Here is a 16,669-nt window from a genome sequence, read left to right as displayed (position 1 = left end):
TTCGGCCGGTGGCACGATGGTGCGTGCCGTGGCGAGTGCGCACCGGCGGTTACCGGTCGTCGGCGGGGCGGGAGAAGTCCACGCCCTGGGCCAGGGCCACCCGGCCCGAGTAGTTGACGGTGTTGGTGGCGCGGCGCATGTAGGAACGCCAGGCGTCGGAGCCGGATTCGCGTCCGCCTCCGGTCTCCTTCTCGCCGCCGAAGGCTCCGCCGATCTCCGCGCCGGAGGTGCCGATGTTGACGTTGACGATGCCGCAGTCGGCGCCGTCGGCGGCGAGGAACCGTTCCGCCTCGCTCTGGTCGGTGGTGAAGATCCCGCCGGAGAGCCCCTGGGGTACGTCGTTGTGGAGGGCGATCGCCTCGTCGAAGTCGCGGTAAGTGAGGACGTGGAGAACGGGTGCGAAGGTCTCCTCGCGGACGACGGCGGTCTGGGCGGGCATCCGGACGATGGCGGGGCGGACGTAGTAGGCGCCCGGTGCGGCCTCGGCGAGTCGGCGTTCGCCGCCGGCGCGCACGGTGCCGCCGTCGGCGGTCGCGCGGTCGAGGGTCTCGCGCATCCTGGTGTACGCGGCCTCGTTCACCAGCGGTCCGACCAGGGTGCCGGCCTGGAACGGGTCGCCGACGGGGAGTTGCCGGTAGGCGTGGGTGAGCCGGTCGACGACGGGGTCGGCGAGGTCCTCGTGGACGATCAGCCGGCGCAGCGTGGTGCAGCGCTGGCCGGCCGTGCCGGAGGCGGCGAAGACGGCGGCGTCCACGGCGAGGTCGAGGTCGGCGGAGGAGGTGACGACGGCGGCGTTGTTGCCGCCGAGTTCGAGGACGGCGCGGCCGAACCGGGCGGCCACCCGGGGGGCGACGGCGCGGCCCATCCGGGTCGAGCCGGTGGCGCTGACCAGCGGGACGTGGTGGGAGTCGACGAGCCGTTCGCCGGTGTCGGCCGCGCCGAGGACGACCTGGCCCAGGCCGGCCGGGGCGCCGGTGGCGGCGATGGCGCGGTCGAGCAGCGCGGAGCAGGCGAGGGCGGTCAGCGGGGTGAGTTCGGAGGGCTTCCACACCACGGTGTCACCGCAGACCAGGGCCACCGCGGTGTTCCACGCCCAGACGGCGACGGGGAAGTTGAAGGCGGTGATGACGCCGACCACGCCCAGCGGGTGCCAGGTCTCCATCAGCCGGTGGCCGGGGCGTTCGGAGGGCATGGTGCGGCCGTAGAGCTGGCGGGAGAGGCCGACGGCGAAGTCGCAGATGTCGATCATCTCCTGGACCTCGCCGAGCGCTTCGGAGCGGATCTTGCCCGCCTCGATGGTGACCAGGTCGGCGATGTCCTGCTGGTGTTCGGTGAGCAGGTGGCCGAGGTGTTTGACGAGTGCGCCGCGCAGCGGTGCCGGGGTGGTGCGCCAGGTGCGGAACGCCGTGCGGGCGCCTTCCACGGCGCGGTCGACGTCCTGGGGGGTGTCGGCGCGCAGGCCGAAGAGGGCGGCGCCGGTGATCGGGGTGCGGGCGGTGATCGCGTCGCCCTTGTACCCGGCGAGGTCGGCCCCGCAGCGGGCCAGGGCCGTCTGCGCCCTGGTGCGGATGTCGTCGGTGCCGGTGACCGCTGCTGTCGCCATGGCGGCTGTTCCCCTCATGCCTGGGCCGTGGTGCGGATGTTGACGTAGTTGCCCTCGATCCAGTCCTTGAAGGTGGCGGTCTCGCCGTCGAGGGAGATGTCGAACCCGCACCGCCTGGCGAGGGGGACGGAGAAGGCGAAGTCGGAGTCGGGGCGCAGGAAGAAGACGCTGGACGTGCGGCTGCTGCCGGCGATCCGGTCCCGGCCGGGCGCGGCGACGTGGTGCCTCGGTGCCTTCACCTGGCCGCCGGTCACCAGGGTCGCCACGGCCCCGCAGAAGACGAGGACGGCGTCGGCCTTGGCCGGCAGGTCCACGAAGGCGCCGCCGACCTCGCTCTGCAGGCTCACGAAGCCGTTGGGGCACGGGGTCTGCTGGATGACGGTCACCGTCGACAGGTCGTAGTGGGGTGCCATCCGCAGCGGTTCCTCCTCGGCGCTGCGGTCTTCGGGGACCTCCGGGAAGTAGCGGAACCGCAGCAGTGGTTCGCAGTCGACGAAGTTCTCCACGCCGCCCGCCGGTTCGGTCCCGGTGGTCTTCAGCACCTGCCGGGCCACTTCCTTGGTCGTGTCGTACATGCGGTGGAAGTAGCCGGTCCACACGCTTTCGAACTCGGGGGTGGGGAAGAGGTTGCCGGTAAGCCCCATCGAGTAGCACATCGAGTAGTCGGAGTAGCTGCCGGTGTTGGTGATGCGCGCGGTGCTCTCCGACTCCAGCCCGGTGAAGCCGCGGCGGATGGTGGGGACGGTGCTGGTGACGGCGCGTTTCCGGGCCTCGGTGCCGTGTTCGAAGAAGTCGACGGCGATGTCCTTGGCGGCCTGCTGGTCGGCGTCGGTCAGGCCGCAGTCGGTCAGGTAGAAGACGCCCTTGTCCTTCAGGGCGGTGCGGAACTCCTCCTGTCGTGCGCCGTGTTGGAGGTCCTTCAGGCTGAACGTCGGCACGGTGGTGTCCATCGGCGCTCACTGCTCCTCTCGTGGCCGGGCCGGCCGGTGACGCGGTGGTGGGTGAGGGGGTCGGCGGGGGTCAGGGCCCCGGCAGCTCCGCCAGTTCGGTCAGCGCGTCCGCCAGCAGGTCGATCTCCGCTTCGGTGTTGTAGAAGTTCGCCGAGACGCGCAGCAGGGGGCCGCCCGGCCGGTCGCCGACGGCGGTCTCGATGCGGAACCGGTCGCGCAGGGCGCGGCGCAGTTTCTCCGCGTCGGTTCCGTGCGGCAGCCGGAAGGCGACCATGCCGCCGGACAGGGCGGGATCGCTCGGGGTGGCGGCAGGCAGGCCGTGCCGGTCGGTGAGCCGGCGGCGGGCGTGGTCGGTGAGTTGCCGACGGCGGGCGTCGATGGCGTGGTGCCCCAACTCGTCGTGGAAGGCGACGGATTCCGGGACGGCGAGCCAGGGGCAGATGTCGCGGGTGCCCTCGCATTCGAGCCGGCGCAGTCGCGGGGTGCTGCCGAAGCGGTCGCGCCGGTCGGGTGGTCCGCTGTCGGGTGGTGGCTGGTAGGCCCAGCTGACCTGGGCCGGTTCGAGGTGTTCCAGGCGGCCGGGGGCGAGGTGCAGGAAGCCGGTGCCGGTGGGCGCCAGCAGCCATTTGTGGCCGCTTCCGGCGTAGAAGTCGCAGCCGGTCGCGTCGAGGTCGAGGTCGAGGAAGGCGGGGGCGTGGGCGCCGTCGATCACGGTGACGATGCCGCGCCGGCGGGCCTGTGCGCACAGTTCCCGGGCGGGCAGGACGAGTCCGGTGGCGGAGATCACGTGGCTGAAGGAGAGCAGCCGGGTGCGGGGGTTCATGGCGGCGACGGCGGCCTCGACGATCTCCTCGGGGCCGGCCGGCATCGCGGGCAGCCGGAAGGTGCGCAGCCGCAGGCCGCGGCGCCGGGCCATACGCTCCCAGCACCAGCGCATCGGGGTGTACTCCTGATCTGTCAGCAGGATCTCGCCGGGGGCGGCCGGGCGCAGCGAGGCGGCCACCAGGTTGACGGCCGCCGTGACGTTGGTGGTCAGCAGCAGGCGGTGCGGGTCGCCGCCGACGAAGCGGGCCAGGGTTTCGCGGGCGGTCCACAGCAGCGCGGGGACTTCGCGCAGCAGGAACTCCATCGGCGCCCGGGCGAGCCGGGCGCGCAGCTCGGTGACGCGTTCGTAGGTGGGGCGGGGCAGCGGTCCGCCGGAACCGGTGTTGAGGTTGACGACGGTCCCGTCGAGCAGCATGCGGCGGCGGGCGCGTTCCCAGTCGGCCACGGCCATGTCGTGATCTCCCGCGAAATTCGGAAATATTCCGGAAAAACAGGGGCCTGCCGGGTATTCGATCGACGCACAGCAGCGTAGCAGCCGTGCCGCGCTTCCGGACAGGGCGTTTTCTGCCGCCCCCGGAAATCCACGAAGAGAACCCAGAGAGCGCCCAAAGAGCCGTGCAAGAGCGGCGCCGGGCAGGATGGTCGTGCCGAACCTGCAGCTCACCACCGTGGCAAGCCGATTGCTTGACCGTCGTGACTATTCATCCTGCGCTACAGGAGTCTTCACACATGGGCGACGACGTACGCTGTCCCGACCACTCCGCCCCGGAAACGGCAGATCTGACCGCGCGGGACGTGCATCGCGCGCTCGAACCCCACGTGCTTGTAGACGGCTACGACCTGGTTGTCGACCTTTCCGCCAGTTCGGGTGCCTGGCTTGTCGACGCGGTCACCGGGAAACGGTATCTGGACCTCTTTTCATTCTTCGCCTCGGCGCCGCTCGGCATAAATCCGTCCTGCCTGACCGACGATCCGGAATTTCTTCAGGAGCTTGCCGCGGTGGCGGTCAACAAGCCGTCCAACCCTGATCTGTATTCGGTGCCGTACGCCCGGTTCGTGCGGACCTTCGCCCGGGTGCTCGGTGATCCGCGGCTGCCGCATCTGTTCTTCGTGGACGGCGGGGCGCTGGCCGTGGAGAACGCGCTCAAGGCGGCGTTCGACTGGAAGGCGCAGCGGCTGGGGCTCGACGAGCGGGCGGTCGACGGCCTGAAGGTGCTCCACCTGGAGCGGTCGTTCCACGGGCGCAGCGGATACACCATGTCGCTGACGAACACCGAGCCGGCGAAGACCGTCCGCTACCCCAAGTTCGCCTGGCCGCGCATCCCGTGCCCGGCCCTGCGGCATCCGCTGGCCGAGCACGCCGCCGCCAACCGGGAGGCCGAGCGGCGGGCGCTGGCCGCCGCCGAGCGGGAGTTCCGGGCCGCCGACGGCATGATCGCCTGCTTCATCGCCGAGCCGATCCAGGGCGAGGGCGGCGACAACCACCTCAGCGCCGGCTTCCTCCAGGGGATGCAGCGGCTGTGCCACGCGTACGACGCGCTGTTCGTGCTGGACGAGGTGCAGAGCGGCTGCGGGATCACCGGCACCGCGTGGGCCTACCAGCAACTCGACCTGCGCCCGGACCTGGTGGCGTTCGGCAAGAAGACCCAGGTGTGCGGGGTGATGGGCGGCGGCCGGATCGACGAGGTGCCGCGGAACGTCTTCACCGTGTCCTCCCGGATCAGCTCCACCTGGGGCGGCAACCTCACCGACATGGTGCGGGCCACCCGGATCCTGGAGACGATCGAGCGCACCCAGCTGCTGGAGACCGTCGTGCGGCGCGGCAAGTACTTCCGCGACGGGCTGGAAGCCCTGGCCGGCGCCTACCCCGGCACCGTGACCAACGCCCGCGGCAGCGGCCTGATGTGCGCGGTCGACCTGCCCGGCACCCGGTCACGGGACGAGGTGCTGCGCCGGATGTACCGGGAGCACCAGGTGATCGCCCTGCCGTGCGGCGAGCGGGGCCTGCGGTTCCGTCCGGCGCTGACGATCGGCGAGAGCGAGATCGACCAGGCCCTGGACGCGCTGGCCCGCAGCGTCGAACCGCTCGCCGCCTGACCTCCCGTGCGCCACCCCACGTCCCGACGGCCCGTTCGCCCCCATCCCGCGTCACGGAGAGCCCACGAATGATGTCAGCACGGTACCCGAGGACCGCGGCGGACTGGACTGCCCGCATCGAAGGAGTCTCCGGTGAGCGCTGCGACCTGGAGATGCTGCTCAAGGACGAGTGGCGCAACAGGATCGCGGTGCGCGACGACGACCCCGGTGTCCGGGCCACCCGGCGGCGGGAGTTGGCGATCGGCGGCCCCGTCCACCAGGCGCTGCGCCGGGCGTCGGGCGACGGGGTGTCGGTGGCGGCGTTCGCGCTGGCCACGCTGCACAGCGTGATGCGCGCGTACGGGCACGGCAACCGCACGGTGGCGGCGCTGGTCGACGCCACCGGCACGGACGACATGCGGCGGGCCCGGGTGCTTCCGGTGATCGTGGACCACGAGGCGCAGGGCCGGCTCAGCCGTGCGGCGGCGGTACGGGAGATCGACGCGGAGCTGCGGCACCGGGACGCCTGGACGGCCCCCGACGCGCTGTTGCAGCGGGGCCTGTTCGACATGCTGCTGGTGCTCGCCGACCGGGAGATCCCGCCGGCCGAACTGCCGTCGGCCCCGCTCGCCGTGATCGTCCGGGACGCCGCGGACGAGGGGTGTCTGCGGTGGACGATGGCCTACGCGGGCGAGCTGTTCGAGGACCGGACGATCGCCGGGGTGCTCGACGTGGTCCGCGAGGTGTTCGGCCAGTACGTCACCGGGCCCGCGGAACCGGTGGCCGGCATCGAGCTGGCATCGGCGGAGCAACGCGAGCGGCTGCGCGAGTGGAACGCCACCGACGGCGACTTCCCGGCGGACGTGCGCCTGGAGGACCTGTTCACGCGGGCCGCCCGGCGCTCCCCGGACCAGCAGGCCGTGGTCTTCGGCGACACCACGCTGACGTACCGGACGGTGGACGAGCGGTCCGACCGGCTCGCGCGGTGGCTGATCGGCCCCGAGGTGGGGGTGGCGCCGCAGGAGCTGATCGGGCTGTACCTCGACAAGAGCGACCTGGGGGTGGTCGCCACCCTCGGGATCTGGAAGGCGGGCGCCGCCTACGTGCCGATCGACCCGGCGTACCCGGCCGAACGGGTCCGGTTCACCGTCGGCGACACCGGTCTCACCGCCGTCGTCACCAACCGCCACCACGCGGAGCGGCTGCGGGAGATCCTCGGCGACCGCCATGCCGGCGTCCGCGTCATCGAGATCGAGACCGTCCTCGCCCGCTCCGCCGCCGACCCGTCCCCGGGCGACCTGCCGCGGCCGGAGGTGAGCAGCCGCCACCTCGCCTACGTCACGTACACCTCCGGCACCACCGGGGTGCCCAAGGGGGTGCCCAAGTACCACGACAGCGTGGTGAACAGCATCACGGACCTGTCCGAGCGGTACGACATGCGGCGGCCCGGTGAGGAGCGGGTGGCGCTCTTCGCCTCCTACGTCTTCGAACCGCATCTGCGGCAGACCCTGATCGCGCTGATCAACTCGCAGACGCTGGTGATCGTGCCGGAGGACGTCCGCCTCGACCCCGACCGGTTCCCCGCGTACATCGAGCGCCACCGGGTGACGTACCTCAACGCCACCGGGTCGGTGCTCCACCACTTCGACCTGCGGCGCTGTACCAGCCTGAAGAAACTGCTGCTGGTCGGCGAGGAGCTGACGGCGGCCGGGCTGAGGCGGTTGCGGGAGACGTTCTCCGGGCGGATCGTCAACGAGTACGCCTTCACCGAGGCGGCGTTCGTCACGGCGGTGAAGGAGTTCGCGCCGGGGGTGACGGAGCGGCCGGACCGCAGCATCGGCCGGCCGGTGCGCAACGTGAAGTGGTACGTGCTGAGCCAGAACCTCAAGCAGTTGCCGATCGGTGCCATCGGGGAGCTGTACATCGGCGGCTGCGGGGTGGCCCCGGGCTATCTCAACCGGGACGAGCTGACGGCGGAGCGGTTCCTCGCCAACCCGTACCAGTCGGAGCGGGACAAGGCACGCGGCATGAACGCCCGGCTCTACCGCACCGGTGACCTGGCCCGGATGCTGCCCTCGGGCGAAGTGGAGTTCATGGGGCGCGGCGACTTCCAGCTGAAGCTCAACGGGGTGCGGGTGGAGCCGGGCGAGATCGAGGCGCGGGCGACCGAGTACCCGGGGGTGCGCAGGTGTGTCGTGGTGGCCCGGGAGGGGACCGCCGGCACCGGGGAGCGCCATCTGGTCGGGTACTACGTGACCGAGCCGGCGGCGGAGGTGACCGAGGAGGAGTTGCTGGCCTTCCTGGAGCAGCGGCTGATCCGCATCATGGTCCCGGCCCGCATGGTGCGGATGGACGCGATCCCGGTCAACGTCAACGGCAAGGCCGACTGGCGTGCGCTGCCCGAGGTGGACCTGGCCCGGCCGGGCGGCGCGGCGGCGGACGGGGGTGCGGCCGGTGGTGTCCTCGGCCGGCTGCGGGAGATCTGGAGCGCGGTTCTGGGGGTGCCGGCCGGGCGGATCGGCGACGGCGACGACTTCTTCCGGCTCGGCGGCCAGTCCATCTCGTGCATCCTGCTGGTGGCCCGCATCCGGCGGCAGCTGGGGGTCTTCGTCGGCGTCGAGGACGTCTTCGAGCTGAGGACCCTGGAGAAGCTGGCACACCACCTGGAGCGGCGGGAACGCCACACCCCCGCGCCGGATCCCGGCCCGGACGCCGTACCGGAGCCGGCCGACGGCGAGCCCGTCCGGCTGCTCGCCGGCGGCCTCCAGCAGGGGCTGCTCTACCACGCCCTCAAGCGCAGGCACGGCGACGACGCCTACGTCATGCAGTCGGTGCACCGCTACCACTGCCGTATCGACCCGGAGCTGATGCGTGAGGCATGGCAGCACGCCCGCCGCAAGTACCCCGCGCTGCGGCTGCGTTTCGAGTGGGACGGCGAACCGCTCCAGGTCGTCGACAACGACGACAAGCCGTTCGACTGGCGGTACGTCGACCTGAGCGGGACGGCCGACCCCGGCGAACAGGACGCCCGCATCCGGGGGTTGCAGGAGCGCGACCGCACCGAGCCGTACGACCCCGGTGCCGGGCGGCTGTTCCGGGTGTACCTGATCAAGCAGCGTGCCGACCTGTTCTCGCTGATCCTCAGCTGCCACCACATCATCCTGGACGGGTGGAGCCTGCCGGTGCTCCACGACGACGTGCACCGGATGTACCTGCGGCTGCTGCGGGGCGAGGAGATCGAGCCGGCGGTGGACGGCGCGTACCTGGCGGCGCAGCGGCACTGGGCGGCGCGCCGCGGTGACCACGTCGGGTACTGGACGCGCCAGGTGGAGCGTATCGACGAACGCGGTGACTTCGCCGGGCTGGTCAAGGAGGACATCCGGTACCAGGTCGCGCTGGGCGAGTACGACCACGTGCGGGAGCACCGCACGCGCAGGCTGGCGCTCGGCGCGGAGACCACCGCCGCGCTCAAGGCGGTGTGCGCCGCCCACCAGGTCACCTTGCACTCGGTGCTCCAGTTCGTCTGGCACCAGGTGCTGCATGCCATCGGCGGTGGCAACACCACGGTGGTGGGCACCATCGTCTCCGGGCGCGACCCGCACGTCGACGGCATCGAGAACTCGGTGGGCCTGTTCATCAACACCCTGCCGCTGATCGTCGACCACGACGACCAGGAGACCGGGAGCGTGGCCGACGCGCTCGGCGGTATCCAGGCCGCGGTGAACACCATGAACGCCAGGTGCACGGTGGAGCTGGGGCGGCTGGAGACCGGCGGGATGAAGCGGCGGCTCTTCGACACGCTGCTGGTCCTGGAGAACTATCCGCGGCTGCTCGCCGAGGACGAGGAGCGGGCCCACCGCGAACTGCTCCGCTACGAGAAGGCGTACGACGCCGACAAGGTCGACTACCCCCTGGCGGTCGTCGCGCGGGAGGAGGACGACGAGCTGACGGTCACCTTGTGGTACGCGGGCGAGCTGTTCGACGACACCACCGTCGAGACGCTGCTGGACGTGGCGCGTACCCTGTTCGTCCAGGTCGCCGAGGACGTCACGCGTCCGGTGGCGGAACTGGAGCTGGTCCCGGCCGCGATGATCGGGCGCTTCGACGCCTGGAACCGCACCCGGGCCGCGTTCCCGGCCGACCGGACCCTGCACGGGATCTTCGAGGAGATGGCGGCGGCCTGGCCGGACGAGACCGCCGTGGTGTACCGCGACACCTCACTGACGTACCGTCAGCTCAACGAGCGGGCCAACCGGCTCGCGCACCACCTGCTCTCCGTCGCCCGGCTGCGCCCCGGCGACCTCGTCGGCCTGGTCCTCGACAAGAGCGAACTGATGATCACCGCGATCCTGGCGGTGTGGAAGACCGGCGCCGCCTACGTGCCGGTCGACCCGGGCTACCCCGACGACCGGATCTCCTTCATGCTCCAGGACACCAGCGCCCGCCTGGTGGTCACCAACCACGTCCACGGCGACCGGCTGCGCGCGCTGCCGGACACCGACGGGCTGCCGGTGCTGGACGTCGAACGGCTGCCGCTGGACGAGCACCCGGCGCACGACCCGGTCACCGCAGTCACCGCCACCGACCTCGCCTACGCCATCTACACCTCCGGCACCACCGGCCGGCCCAAGGCGGTGCTCGTCGAACACCAGGGTGTCGTCAACCTCCAGGTGTCCCTGGCGAAGATCTTCGGACTGGACAAGGGCGCCGGCGACGAGGCGCTGCTGTCGTTCTCCAACTACGTCTTCGACCACTTCGTCGAGCAGATGACCGACGCCCTGCTCAACGGCCAGAAGCTGGTGGTGCTCGACGACACGATGCGCACCGACGCCGAGCGGCTGTACAAGTACATCAACGACCACGACGTCACCTACCTGTCCGGCACGCCGTCGGTGCTGTCGCTCTACGACTGGTCCACCACCACCTCGCTGACCCGCATCGACGCGATCGGCGAGGACTTCACCGAGCCGGTGTTCAACAAGATCCGCGGAACGTTCCCCGGCACGATCATCAACGGGTACGGGCCCACCGAGATCTCCATCACCAGCCACAAGCGGCCGTACGCGCCCGGTGAGCGGCGGTCCACCAAGAGCATCGGCCATCCGGTGGCCAACACCACGGCCTACGTGCTCGACAGGCACCTGCGGCGGGTGCCGGTCGGCGGCATGGGCGAGCTGTACATCGGCGGCGTCGGCGTCACCCGCGGCTACCTCAACCGCGACGAGCTGACCGCCGAACGCTTCATCGCCAACCCGTTCCAGACCCCGCGGGAGAAGGCGGCGGGGTACAACGCACGGCTGTACCGCACCGGCGACCTGGTGCGGTGGCTTCCGGGCGGCGAGCTGGAGTGCCTGGGCCGCACCGACCTCCAGGTCAAGATCCGCGGTCAGCGCGTCGAACTCGGCGAGGTGGAGGCGGCGTTGTCCTCCTACCCCGGGGTGACCCGGGCGCTGGTGGTCGCCCGCGAACACCACGCGGCGGGGTTCACCGCGCCGCAGAAGTACCTCGTCGGCTTCTACGTCTGCGACCGCGACCTGGACGAGCACGAGGTCAAGCAGTGGATGCGGGGCAAACTGCCCGAGGCGGTGGTGCCCTCACGGGTGCTGCGGATCACCGACATCCCGGTGACCCCCAGCGGCAAGCTGGACACCCGGCGCCTGCCGGAGACGGACTTCGCCTCCGGTGACGGCGTGGCGTACGTGGCGCCCTCCGACGACGTCGAGGCGAGGCTGTGCGGCATCTGGTCCACCGTGCTCGGCGTACCGGCGGAACGGGTCGGCGTCCGTGACGACTTCTTCGCGCTCGGCGGCGACAGCCTGCGCGCGATGGTGCTCGCCCAGGCCGTCACCACCGCCTTCGGGCGTGGACTGGGGGTCGCCACCGTCCTCCAGCACACCACGCTCGGCGCCCAGGCCCGGCACATCCGGCAGGCCGCGGCCCGCGCCGACGACGAAGACCTCCGCCCGGCGGCCGGCACCGGCCGGGTGCCGGTGTCGCCGGCCCAGGAACGCCTGCTGTTCATCGACGAGTTCGAGGGCGGCACCGCCGCGTACAACATCCCGTTCGCGCTGCGGATCGCCACCGGTGACACCGATCGGATCACCCGCGCGCTGCACACCCTGCTGCGCCGCCACCCCGCGCTGCGCACGCTGCTGCGCACCGACGAGGACGGCGTCCGCCGCCAGCACGTGATGCCGGCCGAGGAGGCGTCCGCCGGGTTCGACGTGCCGGTGCGCACCGTCGACGGCGAGGCGGAACTGGACGAGCGGCTCGTCGAAGGCTCCGGACACGTCTTCCGGCCCGCCGAGGAACTGCCGGTGCGGGCGGAGCTGTTCCGGCTCGCCGGGGCACGGGAGAGCACGTATCTGGGCCTGGTGTTCCACCACACCTGTTTCGACGGGTGGTCGTGGAACACCTTCCGCGAGGAGCTGGCGGCCCTGCTGCGCGGGGTGCCGGAGACACAGCTGCCACCGGTCCGGGGCACGTACGCGGAGTTCGCGGTGTGGCAGCGGCAGCATCTGACCGGATCGCGGACGGCCGAGCTGACGGAGTTCTGGACCGGGGCCCTGGCCGGGTACGAGACGGTCCGGCTGCCGCTGGACCGTCCGCGTCCGGCCCGGTTCGACTACCGGGGCCGGGAGATCGAGTTCGCCCTCGACGAGCCGGTCACGCGGGCGCTGCGGGCGCTGGCCGGGTCGGCCCGGGTGAGCCTGTACAGCGTGCTGCTGGGTGCGTGGTGTCTGACGCTGCACGTGTACACCGGCCAGGACGACTTCGTGGTCGGTACGCCGTCGGCCAACCGGGGGCGGCCGGAGTTCGACCGTACCGTGGGGTTCTTCGCCAACCTGCTCGCGCTGCGGGTGCGGGTGGAGACCGGGGCCACGCTGGCGGAGTACGTCAGGGCGGTCGGCGCCGGTGTGGTGGCGGCGCAGGTCCACGGTGAGCTGCCGTTCGAGCAGCTGGTCAAGGAGCTGGATCCGCGCAAGGACCCCAGCCGGCACCCCGTGCTCCAGGTCAACTTCACGCTGCGGAAGGACGCCGGGACCACGGACGAGGGGTCGGCGCTGAGCGACTACACGCCGGACGCCGGGGGGTGGACGACCACCAAGTTCGACCTGTCGGCCACCCTCACCGAGACCGCGGAAGGCCTGACCGGCAACCTCACGTACGCCGCGTCCCTCTTCGAGGACGACAGCGCGCACGGCTTCATCACCACCTTCCGGCACGTCCTGCGGGAGTTCGCCCGCCTCTCCTCCGGCGGCGGCGAACAGTCCCGGCTGACGGAGGTCGGGTACGTCGACGTCACCCCGCCGTCCGTCACCGGCGCGACCGACGGCACGCCGGTCCCGGCAGCTCCTCGCACGCTCCACGAGGTCTTCGCGGAGACGGCGGCGGTCTGGCCGGACAGGACGGCGGTGGTCTGCGGAGACGTGGAGTTGACGTACCGTCAGCTCGATGAGCGGGCCGACGCGCTGGCGCACCAGCTGCGGTCCGTGGTGGCGTTGCGCCCGGGCGAGCTGGTGGGTCTGGTGCTGGACAAGAGCGAGCTGATGGTCGTCGCGATCCTGGCGGTGTGGAAGGCCGGGGCGGCGTACCTGCCGATCGACCCGGGCTACCCCGACGACCGGATCTCCTTCATGCTCCAGGACACCGGCGCCCGTCTGGTGGTCGCCAACCACGTCCACGGCGAGCGGCTGCGTACGCTGCCCGCGACCGGAGGGCTGCCGGTGCTGGACGTCGAACGGCTGCCGCTCGACGGGCACCCGGCGTCCGCCCCGGTCACCGAGGTCACCGCCGCCGACCCGGCCTACGCGATCTACACCTCCGGCACCACCGGCCGGCCCAAGGCGGTGCTGGTCCCGCACCGGGCGGTGGACAGCTTCCGGCGGCAGCTGACCGGCCGCTACTTCGGCGGCCCGGACACCTCCCGCGAGGGCGTGCTCTTCCTGGCCAACTACGTCTTCGACTTCTCCGTCGAGCAGTTGGCGCTGTCGGTGCTGGCCGGCCACGCACTCGTCGTTCCCCCGGTCTCCCCCGCCGACGACGACGGTTTCGCCGACTACGCCAACCGGGCCGGGGTGACGTACCTGAGCGGTACGCCCACCCAGATCCAGCAGCTCGACCTGGCGCGGCTGACCGGGCTGCGCTGCGTGCTGGTCGCCGGGGAGGCGTTCCACGAGCGCCACTTCGCCAAGATCCGCGCGGAGTTCTCCGGGCCGATAGTCAACGCCTACGGGACCACGGAGACGGCCGTGTACAACACGGTCCGGCGCTTCGAGCCCGGTGAGCCCTACCGGAACAGCCTCGGCGCACCGCTCGGCAACACCCGGCTGTACGTGCTCGGCGCAGGCATGCGTCCGCTGCCCCCGGGGGCCGTCGGTGAGCTGTACCTGGCCGGTGAGTGCGTCACCGACGGATACCTCAACCGGCCGGAACTCACCCGGGAACGGTTTCTTCCCAACCCGCTGCGCACCGAGGCCGAGCGCGCGGCCGGCCGGTACCCGGTGGTCTACCGCACCGGTGACCTGGTACGGCTGACCCGGGACGGCGAGCTGCGGTACGTGGGGCGCAACGACGCGCAGGTCAAGATCCACGGAGTGCGGGTCGAGCCCGGCGAGGTGGAGTCGGTGCTGGCCGGCTGCCCGGGGATCGGCGAGTGCGCCGTCGTCGCCGCGCCGGACGAACGCTCACCGGACGGCAGGCGGCTGGTCGCCTACTACGTGGCGGAGCCCGGCGCGGCCGTGGACGAGGACGCGGTCTTCACCGCGCTGCGGGCCCGGCTGATGGCGGCCATGGTGCCGTCGCTGCTGGTCCGGCTGGACGGGCCGCTGCCGATGACCGTCAACGGCAAGCTGGACGCCAAGGCGCTGCCGGCTCCGTCCGGGTCGGCGCGGCGCGCGGCGTACGCGCCCCCGCGCAGCCGTACCGAGGCCCGGCTGTGCCGGTTGTGGGGCGACCACCTGCCCGGTGACACGGTCGGCATCGACGACGACTTCTTCCGGTCGGGCGGTGACAGCATCAGCGCCCTGCACCTGGCCGGCCGGATGCAGCGTGAACTGGGCCGCCGGGTCGGGGTCAAGGACATCTTCGACTTCCCCACCGTCCGGCGGCTGGCCGACAACGTCCTGGCCGCGCCGGAGGACGGGCCCGGCACCGGGGACGCCGGGGAGGCGGCGCCGGAGGCACGGCCGGTCGGCGAGGCCCCGCTGCTCCCGGTCCAGGAGTGGTTCTTCGCCAAACCGCTGACGGACCGCGCCTGGTGGAACCAGACCTTCGCGGTCCGCGTCCCGCCGCTCGACGTGGCCAGGCTGCGGGAGGCGGTGACGCGGCTGATCGGCCACCACGACGCGTTCCGCCTGCGGTACACCACGTCCGGCACCCAGGTCACCCAGTCCTACCAGGCGGACGATCCACGGACCGTCCTCCACGAGCTGGACGTCAGCGGCCTGGGCGACGAGGAGATCCGGCGGCGGCTCGCGCGCTGGCAGAGCGGCTTCGACCTGGCGCACGGCCCGTTGCACAGCGTGGCCTATCTGCACGGCTTCCCCGACGGCGGCGCCCGGGTCTGGTTCGCCCTGCACCACCTGATCGTGGACACCGTCAGCTGGCACATCCTCGCGCAGGACCTGGAAATCCTGTACCACGGCGGCCGGTTGGAGGAGAAGACCAGCAGCTACCGGCAGTGGGCCGAGGCGCTGCGCCGTTACGTCGCCGAGGAGGACGAGCGGCGGATGTGGGCGGAGGTGACCGGGGATCTCGCCGCGGGGTGGCCCGAGGCGCTGACCCCGGCGGCCGGTGCGGTGACCGGGCATCAGGAGTTCGCGTTGAGCGCCGCGGAGACCCGGACCCTGCTCACCGAGAGCCACTGGGCGTACGACACCACCATGAACGACCTGTTGCTGACGGCGACCGGTTACGCGCTGCGGTCGGTCACCGGGCGGGCGGCCCACCACGTCACGGTGGAGGGGCACGGCCGTGAGCGGTTCGCGGGGGCCCCGGAGGTGCGGGACACCGTCGGATGGTTCACCACGATGCATCCGCTGACCGTGACGGCCGACCCCGACGACATCGCCGGCAGCGTCCTCGCCACCAAGGCGGCCGGCCGGCGGGTGCCGCACCACGGCATCGGGTACGGCGCCCTGTTCGGCCGGTACGGCGGTGACCGGGCACCGCTGCCGCCGGTCTCCTTCAACTACCTGGGCCGGGTCTCCGGCGCGGCACCGCGGGCACGGACGGGCTGGCAGCTCGACCCCGCGCTGTGCGGTGCCGACGTCTCCGGACGCGACCGGGGCGCCGACCGGTCCGCGCTCGACGTGACGATGTGGTGTGCCGACGGCCGCCTGGTCACCGCGGTCGACAGCCGCCTGGACCCGGCCGTCACCGAGCGGTTCACCACCGAACTGCGGTCGTGGCTGGAGCGGTTGACCGCCCACACCTCGACCGTGGCCGGCGAGGAGGCACCGGCCCGGCGGACCGGCCCGCTCACCGCCCCCGAGGACGGCTTCGACCCGTACATCCTCATCGACGACGGGCAGGCCGAACGGACGCTGTTCGTCTTCCCGCCCGGCGAGGGGGGCGCCGAGAGCTATCTGAGCAACATCGCCCAGCGGCTGCCCGGTTACCGGCTGGTGCTCTTCAACAACGTGCACCTGCACACCCCGATGGAGTCCTTCGAGGCGCTGGCCCGGTACCACCTCGACCACATCCGGCGACTCCAGCCGTCCGGCTCCTACAGCTTCCTCGGCTGGAGCTTCGGCGGGGTGCTCGCGGTGGAGGTCTCGCTCCAACTGGCGCGGGCCGGGGAGAAGATCGACAACCTGTTCCTCATCGACCCGTACTTCGACGTGCGCCACGCGTCGGCCCGCATCGGGCTCCCCGCCGACGAGGACATCCTCGACCCGATCAACTACCACTACACCCCCGACCCGGCCGACCTGGAACGGCTCGGCGCCCGCGTCGGCAGCCTGGTGCTGTTCAAGGCGGGTGAGGTCAACGACGTCGTCCGCGACGACCGGCAGCGCCGGCTGTTCGCGTTCTACCAGCGGTCGTCCTGCAACGGGCTGGACGCCCTGCTGCCGGCCGGATCGATCGAGGTCCGTCCGCTGCCCGGCGCCACCCACCACTCGTGGGTACGGGACGAGCGTCTGGTGGCCGGCATCTGCGAACGGGTCGCCGCGTCGCTGTCGGACGCCTGGTCGGCGCGGCGATGACGCGG

Annotated in this window: 5 protein-coding genes; 2 read left to right on the top strand and 3 right to left on the bottom strand. The window is 71.8% G+C overall.

What is annotated here, in order from left to right:
- Positions 1–49: 49 nt before the first annotated feature.
- From amaB to SCATT_RS26915, 3 genes are all read right to left on the bottom strand, one after another.
- A complete protein-coding gene (gene amaB, locus SCATT_RS26925) occupies positions 50–1,603 on the bottom strand; it encodes an L-piperidine-6-carboxylate dehydrogenase (protein WP_014628764.1) in 1,554 nt (517 codons plus the stop codon).
- Positions 1,604–1,617: 14 nt separating this feature from the next.
- Positions 1,618–2,553 carry a 2OG-Fe(II) oxygenase family protein gene (locus SCATT_RS26920; RefSeq protein ID WP_014146388.1) on the bottom strand — a complete coding sequence of 312 codons (936 nt, stop codon included), beginning with the start codon at positions 2,551–2,553 and terminating at the stop codon, positions 1,618–1,620.
- Between the two features lie 70 nt (positions 2,554–2,623).
- Positions 2,624–3,829, bottom strand: coding sequence for an aminotransferase class V-fold PLP-dependent enzyme (locus tag SCATT_RS26915; RefSeq protein WP_014146387.1), 1,206 nt, complete (start codon positions 3,827–3,829; stop codon positions 2,624–2,626).
- 278 nt (positions 3,830–4,107) lie between these two features.
- Here SCATT_RS26915 and lat point away from each other — a divergent pair, with 278 nt between their 5' ends.
- Both lat and SCATT_RS26905 read left to right on the top strand, forming a co-directional pair.
- On the top strand, positions 4,108–5,475 hold the full coding sequence (lat, locus tag SCATT_RS26910; protein WP_014146386.1) for an L-lysine 6-transaminase: 1,368 nt from the start codon (positions 4,108–4,110) through the stop codon (positions 5,473–5,475).
- Positions 5,476–5,543: 68 nt separating this feature from the next.
- Positions 5,544–16,664, top strand: coding sequence for a non-ribosomal peptide synthetase (locus SCATT_RS26905; RefSeq protein ID WP_014146385.1), 11,121 nt, complete (start codon positions 5,544–5,546; stop codon positions 16,662–16,664).
- Positions 16,665–16,669: the final 5 nt, after the last annotated feature.

This window comes from Streptantibioticus cattleyicolor NRRL 8057 = DSM 46488 (genome assembly GCF_000240165.1).
Lineage (GTDB): Bacteria > Actinomycetota > Actinomycetes > Streptomycetales > Streptomycetaceae > Streptantibioticus > Streptantibioticus cattleyicolor.
The sequence above is the reverse complement of the archived record's forward strand: the minus strand, read 5'-3'. Positions and strand labels throughout refer to the sequence as shown.

Bases quoted from the DNA above. Each gene is read 5' to 3' on its own strand.
- amaB (WP_014628764.1), bottom strand. From the start codon at position 1,603: ATGGCGACAGCAGCGGTCACCGGCACCGACGACATCCGCACCAGGGCG.
- SCATT_RS26920 (WP_014146388.1), bottom strand. From the start codon at position 2,553: ATGGACACCACCGTGCCGACGTTCAGCCTGAAGGACCTCCAACACGGC.
- SCATT_RS26915 (WP_014146387.1), bottom strand. From the start codon at position 3,829: ATGGCCGTGGCCGACTGGGAACGCGCCCGCCGCCGCATGCTGCTCGAC.
- lat (WP_014146386.1), top strand. From the start codon at position 4,108: ATGGGCGACGACGTACGCTGTCCCGACCACTCCGCCCCGGAAACGGCA.
- SCATT_RS26905 (WP_014146385.1), top strand. From the start codon at position 5,544: ATGATGTCAGCACGGTACCCGAGGACCGCGGCGGACTGGACTGCCCGC.